We start from the raw sequence: 16,681 nt of genomic DNA on the forward strand, positions 1-16,681 counted from the left end.
CTCCTGCTTCGTGTTATGCGACGTAATCCGGTTGCCGCTGCGGCTGCGCGGCGTCGAAAGCCGGCTCGTGGCGCGCGTGTTCGAACACCGCGAGGCTGCGCGGATACGCGCTCAGGTCGCAATCCATCCGCGACGCGTTCGCGACCTGCGGCACGAGGCACACGTCGGCGAGCGTCGGCGTGGCGCCGAAGCACCACGGGCCCTCGTCCGCGCGGGCCAGCAGCCGCTCGACGCCGGCCATCCCTTCCGCGATCCAGTGGCGATACCACGCGGTCTTCTGCTGCGGCGTGACCTTCAGCTCGCTGTCGAGATAGCGCAGCACGCGCAGGTTGTTGACGGGGTGGATGTCGCACGCGATCAGCGCGGCCAGTTCCAGCACGCGTGCCCGGCGGCGCGGTTCGAGCGGAATCAGGCGAGGCGTCGGCTGGATCTGGTCGAGGTAATCGAGGATCGCGAGCGACTGGCCGAGACGGAAATCGCCGTCGGCCAGCGCCGGCACCGCCGCCGACGGATTCACCTGCGCGACGTAAGCGGCATCGCGATGCTCGCCGGTGCGGATATTCACGGGCAGCGTGTCGTACGGCAATCCTTTCAGCGCGAGCGCGATGCGCACCCGGTAGGACGTCGAACTGTTGAAGAAGCTATGCAGTTGCACGATGTGGCCTTTCGGGGAAAGCGCGTCAGACCACGCGCACGGTCAGTTCGCCGAGGCGCTCGACGCCGACCTTCATCACGTCGCCGGCCACCACCGCGCCGACACCTTCCGGCGTACCCGTGAAGATCACGTCGCCCGGTTCGAGGCGGAAGAACTTCGACAGGTCGGCCACCGTCTCCGCTACCGACCAGATCAGGTGCGACACGTCGCTCTGCTGCTTCGTCGCGCCATTGACGGTCAGCCACAGTCCGCCCTGCTCGAAATGACCGACGTCGCTTGCCGGATGCACGGGCCCGATCGGCGCCGAGCGGTCGAACGCCTTGCCGATTTCCCACGGCCGGCCCATCTCGCGCATCTTCATCTGCAGGTCGCGGCGCGTCATGTCGAGGCCGACCGCATAGCCCCACACGTGTTCGAGTGCATGATCGAGCGGAATATCCGAACCGCCCTTGCCGATCACCGCGACGAGTTCGGCTTCGTAGTGATAGTTCTGCGTCTGCGACGGATACGCGAGTTCGAGCGTTTCGCCGTACGCGACCGGCACGACCGAATCGGCCGGCTTGCAGAAGAAGAACGGCGGCTCGCGATCGGGATCGAAGCCCATTTCACGCGCATGGGCCGCGTAGTTGCGGCCGACGCAATAGACGCGGCGTACTGCGAATCGGGCATCGCTGCCGGCGACGGGCAGCGCGACGGGCGCTTCGGGCGGGAAAACGAAAGTCATGAACGGCTCCAGCGTAGGCATGAATGAAGGCGTGCGCCGCCACGACGGCGCACGGAAAACGGATCGTCGAACGCGGGCGGTATCAGTCGCGCGCTTCGCGCAGCAGGTTCAGCGCGGACAGCACGGGCCGGTCGGAATAGCTGAACAGCACGCTGTCGGACGACGCCGACAGCCGCACCGGCGCCCATGACGGCGCGACGAAGATGTCGTGCGGCTCGAACGCGAATGCGTTGTCGCCGATGTGTGCAGTGCCGGCGCCTTCGACGACGCAGTAGATCGTCGCGTCGGTGCTGCGGTACGTACGGCCGTCGAAACCGGCGGGCAGGAACTGCATGAAGGTGGCGATGGTCGGCATCGGCCAACCGCCGGTCGCGGGGTTCACATAGCGCAGCTTCACGCCGTCCCACGCATCGAGTTCGCCGTTCCGGTACAGCGCGTCGAGCGCCTCGCGGCTGCGTGCATACGGATAGCTGAACACCGGCGACGTCGGATCGCTCACGCGATGCCGCACCGGCACCATGTTGTGACCGAAGCGCGCGAGGCTGTCGCCTTCCGGGCGATTCACGGGCTGCACGGCTTCCGGATAGTTCTCCGCGAAACCGGCGTCGAGGCTCGCGACGAGCGGAATGTCGAGCCCGTCGAGCCACACGACCGGCTCGCCGCCCTCGTCCGCCGACGGATTGCCGTGGTCGTGCCACGCCCACGACGGCGTGATGATGAAGTCGCCCGGATGCATCGTCGTGCGCTCGCCGTTCACGGCCGTCCATGCGCCGCGCCCTTCGACGATGAAGCGCAACGCCGACTGCGTGTGCCGGTGGCTCGGCGCGATCTCGCCCGGCAGGATCAGCTGCAGCCCCGCATACAGGCTCGGCGTCATGCTCGACTTGCCGGGCAGCCCCGGGTTCTCCAGCACGAGCACGCGGCGCACGGCTTCTTCCGCGCTGATCACGCTGCCGGCCTGCATCACGAGGTCGCGTACCTGCGCGTACTTCCAGATCGCGGCCTGCGCGGCCGGCTGCGGCGATTTCGGCACGAGGTTGTGCAGCGATTCCCACAGCGGCGCGAGGCGCTGCTCGGCGATCCGTGCGTAGTAGGCGGCGCGCGACGCGTCCGGTTGGGTCGTCATGATGTCTCCTTCGAGGCGGCCGATCGGCGTCGGCGCCGGGTCTGTCTGGTCGGGGACCGTGCTGCAGTCCGTGAGTGGATTTATATTCGACGCAGCCATACCCGGTAAAATGGTCAAATCATCTGATTCATATAATTCTGGATATACCTTCTCGAGACGAGGCATGCGATGGACTGGACCCACCGGCTGCGATTGCGGCATCTCCAGGTACTGCTGAGCCTGGCCGGCACCGGCAACCTGAGCCAGTCGGCGGTGGCGCTCGCGACCACGCAGCCCGCGCTGTCGAAATGGCTGAAGGAGCTGGAAGAGGATGTCGGGCTGCCGCTGTTCGAGCGGCATGCGCGCGGCCTGCGGCCGACGCCGTACGGCGAAGCGTTGATCGAGCACGCGCGTCGCGTCGAAGCGCAGCTCGACGTCGCGCGCGACGACATGGCCGCGCTGCGCGAAGGCGGCAGCGGCCTCGTGACGATCGGCACGTCGGGCGTGGCGGCGGCCGACACGGTGCCGCTCGCGGTGTCGCAGTTGCTGAAGCGGATGCCGCGCGCGCAGGTGCGGCTCACCGAAAGCACGATGAACCAGCTGATGCCGCAGCTCGCACGCAGCGAACTCGATATTGTCGTCGGCCGCTCGGGATCGACCTCCGTCGATCCGCTGTTGCATGCCGAAGCGCTGTACGTCGATCCGGTCGTGTTCGTCGCGCGGCCCGACCATGCGCTCGCCGGCGCGGCGTCGGTCGGCTGGGACGACGTGCTGGCCTACCCGTGGATCGTATGGCCGTCCGGCACGCCCGTGCACAACGCGCTGGAAGCCGCGCTGAATGCAGCCGGCCGCGTGCAACCGCCGCACTGCGTCGAATCGAATTCGTCGATCCTGAACCTCACGCTGCTGAACAACACCGACCTGCTCGGCGTCGCGTCGCAGCGTGCCGCGCGGCGCTTCGCGCAACTGAACGCGATCCGCATCCTGCCGATGGAGCTCGAGGGCCAGGGCGCGGTGTCGATCTACTGGCACCCCGACAGCGCGAACCGCGCGGCCGTGGCCGCGACGATCGAGTGCCTGCGCGCCTGTGCGGCACCGCAAGTCGGCGGATGGGAGAAAGTGACGGTGGAGTAAGCGGCGCGGCCCGGCGCGAACCGGGCCGCCTGGACGCGACGCGTCACGCGCGATCGCAGGATGCGGTGCCGTCGAGCATCAGCGTGCCGACCCGCGCGGGGACGAGCGGCGTGCGCGGCACCGGCGGCGTCCAGCCGAACAGCGTCTGCGCGGCCGCGCCGCACACGCGGCCCTGGCACGCGCCCATCCCGCAACGCGATTGCAGCTTGGCAGCCGTCCAGCCAGGTGCCTGTGCGACCGAGTCGAAGCGCACATCCTCGCAACGGCACAGCAGCGTGTCGGGCCGCGCGAGCCGGCGGATCGGCTCGCGGATCGCAAAGCGTTCGCGCACGGCATCCGCAAAAGCCTGCCAGTGCGCGCGCCGCGCGACGAGCGCAGCCAACGGCGCCGTCTGCCCGGTCGCCGCGTAGCCGGCGATTTCGCCTTCGACCATCGCGAGTTCGCTGCCGCCGACACCCGTGCACTCGCCTGCTGCGAAATACCCATCGCGGCTCGTGCGCTGGTGCGCATCGACCACCACCGCGCCGTTGTCGATCCGGCAGCCGAGATGGCTCGGCAGCACGGTGTTCGGCACGAGGCCGAAGCCGCATGCGAGCCGGTCGCAATCGACCTCGAACGCACGATCGCCCTGCCGGATCCGCACGCGTTCGAGCCGCTTGTCGCCAAACGCCTCGACGACATGCGCAGCGGGCCGGTACGCGGCCGTGACGAGCTTCGCGGCCTGCACGAGCTTCGACGGCCAGCGCCACAGCCCCGCACCGAAGCCGGCCACGTCGCCCCATGCGGCCTGCTCGAGCACGTGCGACACGCGCGCGCCGGCGTGACGGGCGGTCGCCGCGCTCGCGAGCAGCAGCGGCCCGCTGCCGGCGATCACCGTGCGCTGCCCGCGCACGTCGAGGCCGTACTTGATCAGCGCCTGCAAACCGCCCGCCCCGGTGACGCCGGGCAGCGTCCAGCCCGGAAACGGCAGCAGCAGCTCGCGGGCACCGCAGCAGAGGATCAGCGTCCGGAAATCGAGCAGCCGCCCGCGCTCGTCGTCCTCGAGCAGCAGCGTGCCCGGCTGCGTTTCGGCGACGATGCGCGTCGCCGCGAGATGCGTGACGTTCGGCTGCCGCAGCACGGCGAGTCGTTCGGCGGCGGCCGGCGCAGGCGTGGCCGCTGCACCCTGCCGCCAGATCTGCCCGCCCGCGCGCGGGTTGTCGTCGACGATCGCGACCGTCGCGCCGCTTTGCGCGGCGGCCCGCGCGGCCGACAGCCCGGCCGGGCCCGCGCCGACGATCGCGACGTCGACGCTCAGTCGTTCCTGTTTCATCGCGTGCGCTCCACGTGCATCCCGTCGCGGCACAGCGTCTGGCACGCCAGCCGGCGCCGGCCGTCGATCGTCATCCGGCATTCCTGGCAGATGCCCATCCCGCAAAACGGCGCACGCGCCGCACCCGTGCACGACACACGCGTCGTGTCGTCGCCGCTCGCCGCGACGGCGGCCGCGACGGTCGCACCGTCGGCCACCGTCAGCGCGCGACCGTCCAGATGAATGATCATGTCAGCCTCCGCCGGGCCGCCCCAAGGGCGTAGCAGGGAATTCGCAGAGCATCGCTCTGCGCCTGCGTAGCCGGCCGGCTTTGCAAAGCCGGCCGTGGGCGGCTGACCGCCCCCTCGGGGGGCGCCTCGCATGGGACCGGATTAAGCGCTGAAGCGCCAACGCCGGTCGACAGCGAACGAAGTGAGCGTGGGGGTCGTTTCATGTCAACACTCCGGCCAAGGACGACGCGGTCAGGAAGCGTCCCGGCAAATACGGTTCGATATCGATCGGCGGCCGCTCGCCGGCCATCAGCGCGGCAACGAGCCGCGCGCTGCCCGGCGCCGTCGTCACGCCGAGCCCCTCGTGCCCGACCGCGAGCCACACGCCCGGCCTTGCCGGGTGCTCGCCGAGCAGCGGCAGACCGTCGGGGCTCGCGGAGCGGAAGCCGGTCCATGAGCGGATGCCGTTCAGGTCGGCCAGATCCGGCAAATAGCCGACCGCGCGGCGCAGCATGCGTGCGAGCACGGGCGGCTCGACGCGCGCATCCTCGGTGTCGAACTGGCGCGACGAGCCGATCAGCAACTGGCCGGTCGGCCGTGGCTGCACATTGAACGCGACCGACGTGCCGTCGCTCGCATGCGCGCTCGCCGCATAGCCGAGCTCGACGAGCTGGTGCGACACGTGTCCCGGATAGCGGTCGGTAATCAACAAGTGGCCCTTTTTCGGACGCAGCGGCAATTCGGGCAGCAGCGTGCGCGCGGCGACGCCATTCGCGACGACCACGCGCTCCGCACGCAGCGTGTCGCCGCTTGCAAGCGTCACGCTCGGGCCATCGACCGCGCCATCGACCGCGACGGCCCGGTCGCGACGCAACGTGATGCGCGGCGCGCGCTGCAGCAGCCAGTTCGCGGTAACCGGCGCGTAGAGAATCGCGTCGCCGGGAATCTTCAGCGCGCCGCCGAGGCCCGTGCGCAGCATCGGCTCCAGTTGCGCGAGCGCCGCCGCGTCGATCAGTTCGCCGGCCACGCCGTGCGCGGCGAGCGTCGCCTGCTTCGCACGTGCCAGATCCATCTCGTGCGCATCGGCCGCGAGCCACAGCGTGCCGCAGTTGCGATAGGCGCAGCCTTCCGGCATCTCGCCGCTCAACGCGCGCCACAACTCGATCGAGTAACGGCTCAGCGCGAGCTCGGCCGCGTTGTCGTCCATCGCGACGAGGTGGCCCATCCCTGCGCCGGTCGCGCCGCCGCTCGCGTCGTCGACGACGAGCACGCGCAGCCCGCGCTGCGCGAGTTCGTGCGCGCACGCCGCGCCGACGATGCCGGCGCCGATCACGACGACGTCGGTCTTCGTTTCGCTCACGACCCGATGCCCCAGCCGAACGGGTCGTCTGCCTCGATCAGCAGCGTCGCTTCCGCGCTCAGGTGCGCGCTGCCGCGGATCGTCGGCACGATGCCGCCGTCGGCCTGCTCGTAGCTCGCGTGGAACACGCTGCCGATCACGCTCGCCTGCCGCCACACGGCGCCCGGCGCGAGCTTGCCGTCGGCCGCGAGGCACGCGAGCTTCGCGCTGGTGCCGGTGCCGCACGGCGAACGGTCGTACGCGAGGCCCGGGCACAGCACGAAGCTGCGGCTGTCGTGCTCGGGATCGTCGGCGAACAGCTCGATATGGTCGATCTCGCCGCCGTTCGCGCCGGTGATGCCCGCCCGTTCGAGCCCTTCGCGCACGGCCGACGCATACGCGGTCAGCGCCGCGACGTTGTCGCCGGCCACGCGCTGCCCGTGGTCGCTGATCAGGAAGAACCAGTTGCCGCCCCACGCGATGTCGCCCTTCACGGGGCCGTATCCCGGCACGTCGAGCGCGACGCCCTGCGCATGGCGATACGCGGGCACGTTGCGCACGCTGACCGACAGGTCGTCGTGCAGCGTGGCCTCGACGGTGCCGACGGGCGTTTCGATCCGGTGCACGCCGGGCGCGATGCGCCCCATGTGATGCAGCGTGCGCACGACGCCGATCGTGCCGTGCCCGCACATCCCGAGGTAGCCGCTATTGTTGAAGAAGATCACGCCGGCCGCCGCGTCGGGCGAGACGGGTTCGCACAGCAGCGCGCCGACCAGCACGTCGCTGCCGCGCGGCTCGAGGATGCACGCGGTGCGGTAGCGGTCGTGCTCGCGCGCGAGCACGTCGCGGCGCTCGGCCATCGTGCCGTTGCCGAGCGACGGAAAGCCGGACACGACGAGCCGAGTGGGTTCGCCGCCCGTGTGCGAATCGATGATCTGGATGCGCTTCATCATGAGCTGTCCGAAGTGGGGAAAGGAGCATAGCTTCCTCCGTCGCGCGTCCGTCCGCTTGTGGCTTTTCGATGAGGACGACGACGAAATCGGCATAGTCCGACGCGCCCCTCCCGCGCCGGCCGGCCGCTGTGCCGATTTCGTCATTTTGCTCCGCGATACGACTCAAGCGTGATGGGCGTTTGCGCGGCGATACTGGTTGCCACACCGACACACCCGTCGGCCGACCGATACGAACGTAGGAGATTTCAGTGAGCCGAAACGCCATTCAGTGGACCGGGGTTTTCCCGGCCGTCAGCACCCAGTTCAAGCCGGACTTTTCCCTCGACATCGACGCCACGCACCGCGTGGTCAAGAACCTGGTGAACGACGGCGTGTCGGGCCTCGTGGTCTGCGGCACGGTCGGCGAAAACACGTCGCTGTCGACGAGCGAGAAACTCCAGGTGATCGAGGCCGCACGCGACGCGGCCGGCGGCAAGATTCCGGTGATCGCCGGCATCGCCGAATTCACCACCGAATTCGCACGCAACACGGTGCGTGAAGCGCAGCGCGTCGGCGTCGACGGCGTGATGGTGATGCCCGCGCTCGTGTACTCGGCGAAGCCGCACGAAACCGCCGCGCACTTCCGCGCGGTCGCGACGAGCACCGACCTGCCGGTGATGGTCTACAACAACCCGCCGATCTACAAGAACGACGTGACGCCCGACGTGCTGATCGCGCTGCAGGATTGCGAGAACATCGTCTGCTTCAAGGATTCGTCGGGCGATACGCGCCGCTTCATCGACCTGCGCAATGCGGTCGGCGATCGCTTCGTGCTGTTCGCGGGCCTCGACGACGTCGTGGTCGAGAGCATCGCGGTCGGCGCCGAAGGCTGGGTGTCGGGCATGTCGAACGCGTTCCCGAAGGAAGGCGAGACGCTGTTCCGCCTCGCGAAGCAGAAGCGCTTCGACGAAGCGCTCGCGCTCTATCGCTGGTTCATGCCGCTGCTGCACCTCGATGCGCGCCCCGACCTCGTGCAATGCATCAAGCTGTGCGAAGAACTGGTCGGCCGCGGCAGCGCGATCACGCGTCCGCCGCGCCTCGCGCTGCAGGGCGACACGCTCGCGGAAGTGAAGGCGATCGTCGCGAAGGCGCTCGAAACGCGCCCGGCACTGCCCGACGTCGGTCTCTGATCGACTCCCCTGCGGCGGCGCGCGGGCCTGCCCTGCACACCGCCGCCTCTGGTCCGGCATTGGCCCGCGGGCCCGTTCGCTCCGGCGCCCACCCGCGCCGCAGGTGAGCGGCCCGCGGCCCGCCCCGGTCGTTCGAACCGGGCGACGCCGGCCGGCAGGCGTGCGCGCTGCTCCGTCGGAGCGCGCGCAACTCGCGCCTGCACCGCCATTCCCCCAGGAGACAAGCCCATGCCAGGCCAAGGCAACGCTCACCCGTCTGTCCCGCTTTCCCGTTCCGCGCACCCCGACGCGGGTCACGGCAAGTTCAAGAAACAGCTGTCGCTGACCGATCTCACCTTCATCGGTCTCGGCGCCATTTTCGGTTCGGGGTGGCTGTTCGCCGCGAGTCACGTGTCGACGATCGCGGGCCCGGCCGGCATCTTCTCGTGGCTGCTCGGCGGCTTCGCGGTGCTGCTGCTCGGCATCGTCTACTGCGAACTCGGTGCCGCGCTGCCGCGTGCCGGCGGCGTCGTGCGCTACCCGGTGTTCTCGCACGGCCCGCTGCTCGGCTACCTGATGGGCTTCATCACGCTGATCGCCTTTTCGAGCCTGATCGCGATCGAGGTCGTCGCCGCGCGCCAGTATGCGGCCGCGTGGTTTCCGGGCCTCACCGTCGAAGGATCGAGCGACCCGACCACCGTCGGCTGGCTCGTGCAGGCCGCGCTGCTCTGCTTCTTCTTTTACCTGAACTATTCGAGCGTGAAGACGTTCGCGAAAGCGAACAACATCATCAGCATCTTCAAGTTCATCGTGCCGCTGGCGGTGATCGCGGTGCTGCTCACGTTCTTCAAGCCCGCGAACCTCACCGTGCAAGGCTTCGCGCCGTTCGGCATGCCGGGCATCGAGATGGCCGTGTCCGCCGGCGGCATCATCTTCGCGTATCTCGGGCTCACGCCGATCGTGTCGGTCGCGAGCGAGGTGCGCAATCCGCAGCGCACGATCCCGATCGCGCTGATCCTGTCGATCCTGCTGTCGACGCTGATCTACGTGCTGCTGCAGCTCGCGTTCATCGGCAGCATCCCGACGGCGATGCTCACCGGCGGCTGGCACGACGTGAGCAAGGCGTTCTCGCTGCCGTACCGCGACATCGCGCTCGCGCTCGGCGTCGGCTGGCTCGCGGTGATGGTGGTCGCCGACGCGATGATCTCGCCGAGCGGCTGCGGCAACATCTACATGAACGCGACGCCGCGCGTCGTCTACGGCTGGGCGAAGACGGGCACGTTCTTCAAGGTGTTCACGCGCGTCGACGAAGCGTCGGGCATCCCGCGCGCAGGCCTGTGGCTCACGTTCGGCCTCGCGATCTTCTGGACGCTGCCGTTCCCGTCGTGGGAAGCGCTGATCAACATCGTGTCGGCCGCGCTCGTGCTGAGCTACGCGGTCGCGCCGGTGTCGGTCGCTGCGCTGCGCCGCACCGCGCCCGACCTGCCGCGGCCGTTCCGCGCGAGCGCATTCGGCCTCACCGGCCCGGCGTCGTTCGTGATCGCCGCGCTGATCGTCTACTGGTCGGGCTGGAGCACCGTGTCCTGGCTGCTGGGCCTGCAGATCGTGATGTTCGTCATCTATCTCGCGTGCCGCCGCTGGGTGCCGACCGCGCACCTGAGCCTCGCCGAGCAAGTGCGCTCGTCGGCTTGGCTGATCGCGTTCTACGCCGCGATGATCGTGCTGTCGTATCTCGGCGGCTTCGGCGGCACGGGCCGGCTTGCGCATCCGTACGACACGGTCGTCGTCGCGGCCGTCGCGCTCGTCATCTACTACTGGGGCGCCAATACCGGCGTGCGCGCCGACAAGCTGCAACTCGACGACGACGAGGACTGACGCACCCGCGCCCTTTCCCATGATCCCTGCGGCCGGGCGCACCACGCCCGGCCCCTGCTTTTTCCGAGGAAAACCATGCAACTCACAGGTCAACTGCTGATCGGCCAGTCCGCCGTCGCCGGACAGAACGGCACCCTCCACGCGATCGCCGCCGCCACCGGCGAACCGCTCGAACCCGCTTTCGGCGGCGCGAGCCGGCACGACCTGGAGGCGGCCTGCGCGCTCGCCGACGACGCGTTCGACACCTATCGCGAAACCTCGCTCGAAGCCCGCGCCGCGTTTCTCGACGCGATCGGCCGCCACATCATGGCGCTCGGCGACGACCTGATCGAGCGCTGCGTCATCGAAACGGGGCTGCCGCGCGCACGCATCGAAGGCGAGCGCGGACGCACGGTCGGCCAGCTCGCGCTGTTCGCGTCGCTCGTGCGCGACGGCGGCTTTCTCGACGCGCGCATCGATCCGGCGCGCCCCGAACGCAAGCCGCTGCCGCGCGTCGACCTGCGGTTGCGCAACGTCGCGGTCGGGCCCGTCGCCGTGTTCGGCGCGTCGAACTTCCCGCTCGCGTTCTCGGTCGCCGGCGGCGATACGGCATCGGCGCTCGCGGCCGGCTGCCCGGTGATCGTCAAGGCCCATTCCGCCCACCCGGGCACGTCGGAACTCGTCGGCCGCGCGATCCAGCAGGCCGCGCGCGAATGCGCGATGCCGGCCGGCGTGTTCTCGCTGCTGTTCGATGCGTCGCGCGAGATCGGCCAGGCGCTCGTCGCCGATCCGCGCATCAAGGCCGTCGGCTTCACCGGGTCGCGGCGCGGCGGCGTCGCGCTGATGCATATCGCGGCCGCGCGAGCCGAGCCGATTCCGGTCTATGCGGAAATGAGCTCGATCAATCCCGTGCTGCTGTTTCCCGCCGCGCTCGAGGCGCGCCACGACGCGATCGCGCCGCAGTTCGTCGCTTCGCTCACGCTCGGCGCCGGCCAGTTCTGCACGAACCCGGGCCTGGTGCTCGCCGTCGACGGCCCCGCGCTGCGCGCGTTCGAAGCCGCGGCGGCCGATGCCGTACGCGCGGCGGCCGCGCAGACGATGCTGACGCCGCCTATCCACGCGAGCTATGCGCAAGGCGTCGCGGCGCTGCGCGAGCACGACGCGGTCGAACTGCTGGCGGAAGGCGCGACAGGCGGCCGCCACCAGGCCCGCGCGGCGCTGTTCGCGACCTCGGCCGACGCGTTCATCGCGCACCCCGAGCTGCGCGACGAAGTATTCGGCCCCGCGTCGCTGATCGTCCGCTGTCCGGATGCCGACACGCTGCATCGCGTGCTGAAGTCGCTCGACGGCCAGCTGACGATCGCCGCGCATCTCGCCGACGGCGACGCAGCGCTGTTCGCCGCGCTGCGCCCGACGCTCGAACGCAAGGCCGGCCGCATTCTCGTCAACGGCTTCGGCACCGGCGTCGAGGTCGGCCATGCGATGGTGCACGGCGGCCCGTTCCCCGCGACATCCGACACGCGCACGACCTCCGTCGGCGCACGCGCGATCGAGCGCTTCCTGCGCCCCGTGTCGTACCAGGACCTGCCGGACGCGCTGCTACCGGACGCGATCCGCAGCAGCAATCCGCTGAAGGTGCCGCAACGCATCGATGGCGTACCCGCGCCGCGCGAGGTGAACCATGTCTGAGCAAAGCGCCGAAGTCGTCCTGTCGCTCGACGAGGTCCACGCGCTCGCGCTGCGCGTGCTGACGCACAACGGGATGTCCGACGCGCATGCGCGGGCCATCGCCAACGTGATCACGCAGGGCCAGCGCGACGAATGCCATTCGCACGGCGTGTACCGGCTGCTCGTCTGCGTGCGTTCGCTGAAGAAGGGCAAGGTCGATCCGCAAGCGGTGCCGACGCTGCGCAAGCTGTCGTCGTCGATCGTTTCCGTCGATGCGCATCGCGGCTTCTCGCTGCTGAGCTTCGAAACCGGGTTGCCGGTGCTGGTCGGGATGGCGAAGGCGCACGGGATCGCCGCGATGACGATCAATCACTGCTACCACTTCTCCGCGCTGTGGCCCGAGGTCGAGGCGATCGCGGCCGAGGGGCTGGTCGGCATCGCAATGAACCCGAGCCACAGCTGGGTTGCGCCGGAAGGCGGCCGCGAACCCGTGTTCGGCACGAACCCGATCGCGTTCGCGTGGCCGCGCCCGGGCGGCGAGCCGTTCGCGTTCGATTTCGCGACGAGCGCGATCGCGCGCGGCGACATCGAGTTGCACGCCAAGCAAGGCAAGGCGATTCCATCGCACTGGGCGATCGATGCCGACGGCCAGCCGACCACCGACCCGAAGGCCGCGCTGCAGGGTGCGATGCGCACGTTCGGCGGTCACAAGGGCTCGGCGCTCGCGGCGATGGTCGAATTGCTCGGCGGCGCGCTGATCGGCGACATGACGAGCCGCGAATCGATGGACTTCGACGAAGGCGTCGGCGCGACGCCGTGCCACGGCGAGCTCGTGATCGCGTTCGACCCGAAGGTGTTCCTCGGCGACGATCTCGACGCAGGCCTCGCGCGCGGCGAACGGATGTTCGAGTCGATCGTCGCGCAGGGTGCGCGGCTGCCGTCGCAACGGCGCTTCGACGCCCGCGCGCGCAGCATCGCGAACGGCGTGCGGGTTCCGAAGGCGCTGTACGACGAGATCCTGACGCTGCTCGACTGACGCCGGGGCGGCGCGGATTCGTCATCGACGAGCAGGCGACTCCACCGCCGCCCGAACCGGCCGGGCGGACCGCCCGTCACCACCCGCCCCTTACGCCGCCCGCACCCGTCGCCGGCCCCGTGGGCGCCACGCCCGCGGCGGCTGTGGGATAATCGACGGGTTTGCCCAGGGCGCAGCTCAAGAGGTTGTTCGCACGGGCGCGAGAGAGGCCTTTATTCCCCGTGCCTCCACCCTTTTCCGCGATCTTTCTTCAGCAACCACAATGCCCACTTACCGTTCCAAAACCTCCACCGCCGGCCGCAACATGGCAGGTGCGCGCTCGCTGTGGCGCGCCACCGGCATGAAAGACGACGATTTCTCGAAGCCGATCATCGCGGTCGTCAACTCGTTTACGCAGTTCGTGCCCGGGCACGTGCACCTGAAGGATCTCGGCCAGCTCGTCGCGCGCGAGATCGAGGCCGCGGGCGGCGTCGCGAAGGAATTCAACACGATCGCGGTCGACGACGGCATCGCGATGGGCCACGACGGCATGCTGTATTCGCTGCCGAGCCGCGACATCATCGCCGACTCGGTCGAGTACATGGTGAACGCGCACTGCGCGGATGCGATGGTGTGCATCTCGAACTGCGACAAGATCACGCCGGGGATGCTGATGGCCGCGATGCGCCTCAACATTCCGGTGATCTTCGTGTCGGGCGGCCCGATGGAAGCCGGCAAGACGCGCCTCGCGAACCCCGTTACCAAGACCGTCGAACTGAAGAAGCTCGACCTCGTCGATGCGATGGTGATCGCGGTCGACCCGTCGTATTCGGACGCCGAAGTCGCCGAAGTCGAACGCTCGGCCTGCCCGACCTGCGGCTCGTGCTCGGGCATGTTCACTGCGAACTCGATGAACTGCCTGACCGAAGCGCTCGGCCTGTCGCTGCCGGGCAACGGCACGGTGGTCGCCACCCACGCCGATCGCGAACAGCTGTTCAAGCGCGCCGGCCGCCGCATCGTCGAGCTGACGCGCCAGCACTACGAGCAGGACGACGAACGCGTGCTGCCGCGCTCGGTCGGCTTCGCCGCATTCGAGAACGCGATGACGCTCGACATCGCGATGGGCGGCTCGACCAACACGATCCTGCACCTGCTGGCGATCGCGCAGGAAGCCGGCATCGACTTCACGATGAAGGACATCGACCGCCTGTCGCGCTCGGTGCCGCAGCTGTGCAAGGTCGCGCCGAACACGAACAAGTATCACATCGAGGACGTGCACCGCGCAGGCGGCATCATGGCGATCCTCGGCGAGCTCGAACGCGCCGGCAAGCTGCACACCGACGTGCCGACCGTGCACGCTCCGACGCTGAAGGATGCACTGGACCAGTGGGACATCGTCCGCACGCAGGACGATGCGGTCCGCACGTTCTACCTGGCCGGCCCGGCCGGCATCCCGACGCAGGTGGCGTTCAGCCAGGACACGCGCTGGCCGAGCCTCGATCTCGATCGCGCCGAAGGCTGCATCCGCTCGTACGAGCATGCGTTCTCGAAGGAAGGCGGCCTCGCGGTGCTGACGGGCAACATCGCGCTCGACGGCTGCGTGGTGAAGACTGCCGGTGTCGACGAAAGCATCCTCGTGTTCGAGGGCGCGGCTCACGTGACCGAATCGCAGGACGAAGCCGTTGACAACATCCTGAACGACAAGGTCAAGGCCGGCGACGTGGTGATCGTGCGCTACGAGGGCCCGAAGGGCGGCCCGGGCATGCAGGAAATGCTCTACCCGACCAGCTACATCAAGTCGAAGGGGCTCGGCAAGGCCTGCGCGCTGCTGACGGACGGCCGCTTCTCGGGCGGTACGTCGGGCCTGTCGATCGGCCACTGCTCGCCGGAAGCGGCAGCCGGCGGCGCGATCGGCCTCGTGCGCGACGGCGACCGGATCCGCATCGACATCCCGAACCGCACGATCAACGTGCTGGTGTCGGACGAGGAACTGGCGCGCCGCCGCGAAGAGCAGAACGCGAAGGGCTGGAAGCCGGCGCAGCCGCGTCCGCGCAAGGTGTCCGCCGCGCTGAAGGCCTACGCGAAGCTGGTCATGTCGGCCGACAAGGGCGCCGTGCGCGACCTGTCGCTGCTGGACGACTGACGCAACAGGCCAGGCTGGCGGTCGGTTGCGGGCCATGCAGCCGACTGCTCGCCCGAATCAAAAGCCGCTCTCCGGAGCGGCTTTTTTTCGTTCGGCGTACGGAGAAACCGCGGCGCCGGCGCATCAGTGACGGAATTCTTCGGGGCCGCCACCGCCTCCGCCGTGGGTACCGCCACCATTTCCACCACCTTGCGGCCGCGCATAACCGCCGCCGCCCCCGCCTCCCTGGCGCACCGGCGGCGGCATCGGACGCGCGTCGCCACCCGGCGCGGGCGTCGGGCGCACCACGGCCGGCGGCGGGCTGGCCGGACGCGCGTTGCCCGCCCCGCCCGGCATCGGTGAAGGCGCCGGTGCCGCCGGCGGCGGTGTGCGGATCGCGCCGTTCCAGCCGCCGCGCGCAGCCGACGGCCGCGTGTCGTGCACGGGCGGCTGACCGCCCGGTACAACCTGCATCGGCCCGCCCGGCTGCGGACGGCCTTGTCCCGGCGGCACGCCTCCGGGGCCGAGCCTCGGTTCCGGACGATGCGCCCAGCGATCGCGGTCGTGGTACCACGGGCGGTGCCGGTAATAGCGATCCCAGTACGCACCGATCGCGAATCCCGTCACGGGGACACCGATGATCGCGCCGTACTCGAGTAACGGCACGTAATTGCCCTGGTACGGATACTCGAGCAACTGCGCGTCGATCCAGCCGCGCACGCCCGGCAGCGCGACGTCGCACCACGAGTAGTCGCTCAGGCAGCCGAATACGTCCAGCGCGGTATCGGGCGGGATCTGCGCGACCACCGGATAGTCGGGCGCCGGCCCCGCAAACAGCTCGGCCGGCGAGTTCGTGTAAGCGCTGCTCTGCGCGTCGGCCATGCCCGGCACGGCTGCAAGGCCGGCCAGGGCGACGCACAGACTTCGGACAAACGTGTTCCTCATGATGCTCTCCCGCGCGGTGCCGCCGCGCGCCGGTCAGTGCCGATGGCCGCCGCCCCAGTGGCCGCCACCCCAATGCCCGCCGCCCCACGGACGATGCCAGTACCCGCCGCGCCCGCCCCAGTAACCGCCGCCCCAGCGGCCCCAGAAGCCGATCGTGACGGGTGGCCCGTACCAGCCTGAGTAATACGCGGGGTAGTAGTACGGATAAGGCGGTGGCACATAGGCCGGTGCGACATACACGGGCGCCGGCGCATCGGCGTAGTCCGGTGCGGCAGGCACCGTGGAGGGGGCCGGGCCGGGCGCGGCCGGTGCAACCGGAACTTCGCGCTGCGTCACCGTGGCGGGTACGGGCGCGTAATAAGGTGCATAGCCGTACGGGCTCGTGTAGTAGCAGCCGCCCAGCGTCAGCGCGGCCAGCGCGATGACGGCGGGCCTCGCGGCGGGAATCGGGGTCATCTGTTGCTCCGGCAGAATCCGCGCGCCGCCGCCGGGCGCGCG

At 69.6% G+C, this 16,681-nt stretch carries 15 protein-coding genes; 6 read left to right on the top strand and 9 right to left on the bottom strand.

The window, feature by feature from the left end; genetic code table 11:
- Positions 1 to 13: 13 nt before the first annotated feature.
- The 3 genes from maiA to gtdA all read right to left on the bottom strand — a co-directional run bounded on the left by maiA (position 14) and on the right by gtdA (position 2,505).
- Positions 14 to 655 carry a maleylacetoacetate isomerase gene (maiA, locus tag DIE03_RS05005; RefSeq protein WP_124448059.1) on the bottom strand — a complete coding sequence of 214 codons (642 nt, stop codon included), beginning with the start codon at positions 653 to 655 and terminating at the stop codon, positions 14 to 16.
- Between the two features lie 25 nt (positions 656 to 680).
- On the bottom strand, positions 681 to 1,379 hold the full coding sequence (locus tag DIE03_RS05010; RefSeq protein WP_124448060.1) for a fumarylacetoacetate hydrolase family protein: 699 nt from the start codon (positions 1,377 to 1,379) through the stop codon (positions 681 to 683).
- A gap of 82 nt (positions 1,380 to 1,461) precedes the next feature.
- Positions 1,462 to 2,505: a gentisate 1,2-dioxygenase gene (gene gtdA / locus DIE03_RS05015; protein WP_124448061.1), complete on the bottom strand. Its 1,044-nt coding sequence runs from the start codon at positions 2,503 to 2,505 to the stop codon at positions 1,462 to 1,464.
- 168 nt (positions 2,506 to 2,673) lie between these two features.
- Here gtdA and DIE03_RS05020 point away from each other — a divergent pair, with 168 nt between their 5' ends.
- A complete protein-coding gene (locus DIE03_RS05020; protein ID WP_124448062.1) occupies positions 2,674 to 3,618 on the top strand; it encodes a LysR family transcriptional regulator in 945 nt (314 codons plus the stop codon).
- Positions 3,619 to 3,661: 43 nt separating this feature from the next.
- Here DIE03_RS05020 and DIE03_RS05025 read toward each other — a convergent pair whose 3' ends face one another.
- The 4 genes from DIE03_RS05025 to DIE03_RS05040 all read right to left on the bottom strand — a co-directional run bounded on the left by DIE03_RS05025 (position 3,662) and on the right by DIE03_RS05040 (position 7,428).
- Entirely contained in the window at positions 3,662 to 4,930 is a 1,269-nt protein-coding gene (locus tag DIE03_RS05025; protein WP_124448063.1) for an FAD/NAD(P)-binding oxidoreductase, read from the bottom strand.
- Positions 4,927 to 5,160, bottom strand: coding sequence for a 2Fe-2S iron-sulfur cluster-binding protein (locus tag DIE03_RS05030; RefSeq protein ID WP_124448064.1), 234 nt, complete (start codon positions 5,158 to 5,160; stop codon positions 4,927 to 4,929). The genes DIE03_RS05025 and DIE03_RS05030 overlap by 4 nt, the downstream gene beginning before the upstream one ends.
- Positions 5,161 to 5,359: 199 nt before the next feature.
- Positions 5,360 to 6,499, bottom strand: a complete 1,140-nt coding sequence (locus DIE03_RS05035) for an FAD-binding oxidoreductase (protein ID WP_124448065.1) — start codon at positions 6,497 to 6,499, stop codon at positions 5,360 to 5,362.
- The gene (locus tag DIE03_RS05040; protein WP_124448154.1) at positions 6,496 to 7,428 is read right to left on the bottom strand and encodes a 4-hydroxyproline epimerase; all 933 of its coding nucleotides are present in this window, start codon (positions 7,426 to 7,428) and stop codon (positions 6,496 to 6,498) included. The genes DIE03_RS05035 and DIE03_RS05040 overlap by 4 nt, the downstream gene beginning before the upstream one ends.
- Positions 7,429 to 7,679: 251 nt before the next feature.
- Between DIE03_RS05040 and DIE03_RS05050 the strand changes: the two genes are divergently transcribed.
- From DIE03_RS05050 to ilvD, 5 genes are all read left to right on the top strand, one after another.
- The gene (locus tag DIE03_RS05050) at positions 7,680 to 8,600 is read left to right on the top strand and encodes a dihydrodipicolinate synthase family protein (protein ID WP_006484863.1); all 921 of its coding nucleotides are present in this window, start codon (positions 7,680 to 7,682) and stop codon (positions 8,598 to 8,600) included.
- A 228-nt stretch (positions 8,601 to 8,828) separates the two neighbouring features.
- Positions 8,829 to 10,454, top strand: a complete 1,626-nt coding sequence (locus tag DIE03_RS05055; RefSeq protein ID WP_124448066.1) for an APC family permease — start codon at positions 8,829 to 8,831, stop codon at positions 10,452 to 10,454.
- Positions 10,455 to 10,529: 75 nt separating this feature from the next.
- Positions 10,530 to 12,122: an aldehyde dehydrogenase (NADP(+)) gene (locus DIE03_RS05060; RefSeq protein ID WP_124448068.1), complete on the top strand. Its 1,593-nt coding sequence runs from the start codon at positions 10,530 to 10,532 to the stop codon at positions 12,120 to 12,122.
- Positions 12,115 to 13,137: an Ldh family oxidoreductase gene (locus DIE03_RS05065; protein ID WP_124448070.1), complete on the top strand. Its 1,023-nt coding sequence runs from the start codon at positions 12,115 to 12,117 to the stop codon at positions 13,135 to 13,137. Before DIE03_RS05060 ends, DIE03_RS05065 begins: the two co-directional genes overlap by 8 nt.
- Before the next feature lie 262 nt (positions 13,138 to 13,399).
- Positions 13,400 to 15,259, top strand: coding sequence for a dihydroxy-acid dehydratase (gene ilvD, locus DIE03_RS05070; protein ID WP_124448072.1), 1,860 nt, complete (start codon positions 13,400 to 13,402; stop codon positions 15,257 to 15,259).
- Positions 15,260 to 15,382: 123 nt separating this feature from the next.
- On the opposite strand, the gene DIE03_RS05075 is transcribed toward ilvD, so the two are convergent.
- Together DIE03_RS05075 and DIE03_RS05080 are read right to left on the bottom strand one after the other, a co-directional pair.
- A complete protein-coding gene (locus DIE03_RS05075; RefSeq protein WP_124448074.1) occupies positions 15,383 to 16,183 on the bottom strand; it encodes a peptide-binding protein in 801 nt (266 codons plus the stop codon).
- A gap of 33 nt (positions 16,184 to 16,216) precedes the next feature.
- Positions 16,217 to 16,639 carry a hypothetical protein gene (locus DIE03_RS05080; protein WP_124448076.1) on the bottom strand — a complete coding sequence of 141 codons (423 nt, stop codon included), beginning with the start codon at positions 16,637 to 16,639 and terminating at the stop codon, positions 16,217 to 16,219.
- Positions 16,640 to 16,681: the final 42 nt, after the last annotated feature.

This window comes from Burkholderia sp. Bp8992, assembly GCF_003853705.1.
In the GTDB taxonomy this organism is placed as follows: Bacteria; Pseudomonadota; Gammaproteobacteria; order Burkholderiales; family Burkholderiaceae; genus Burkholderia.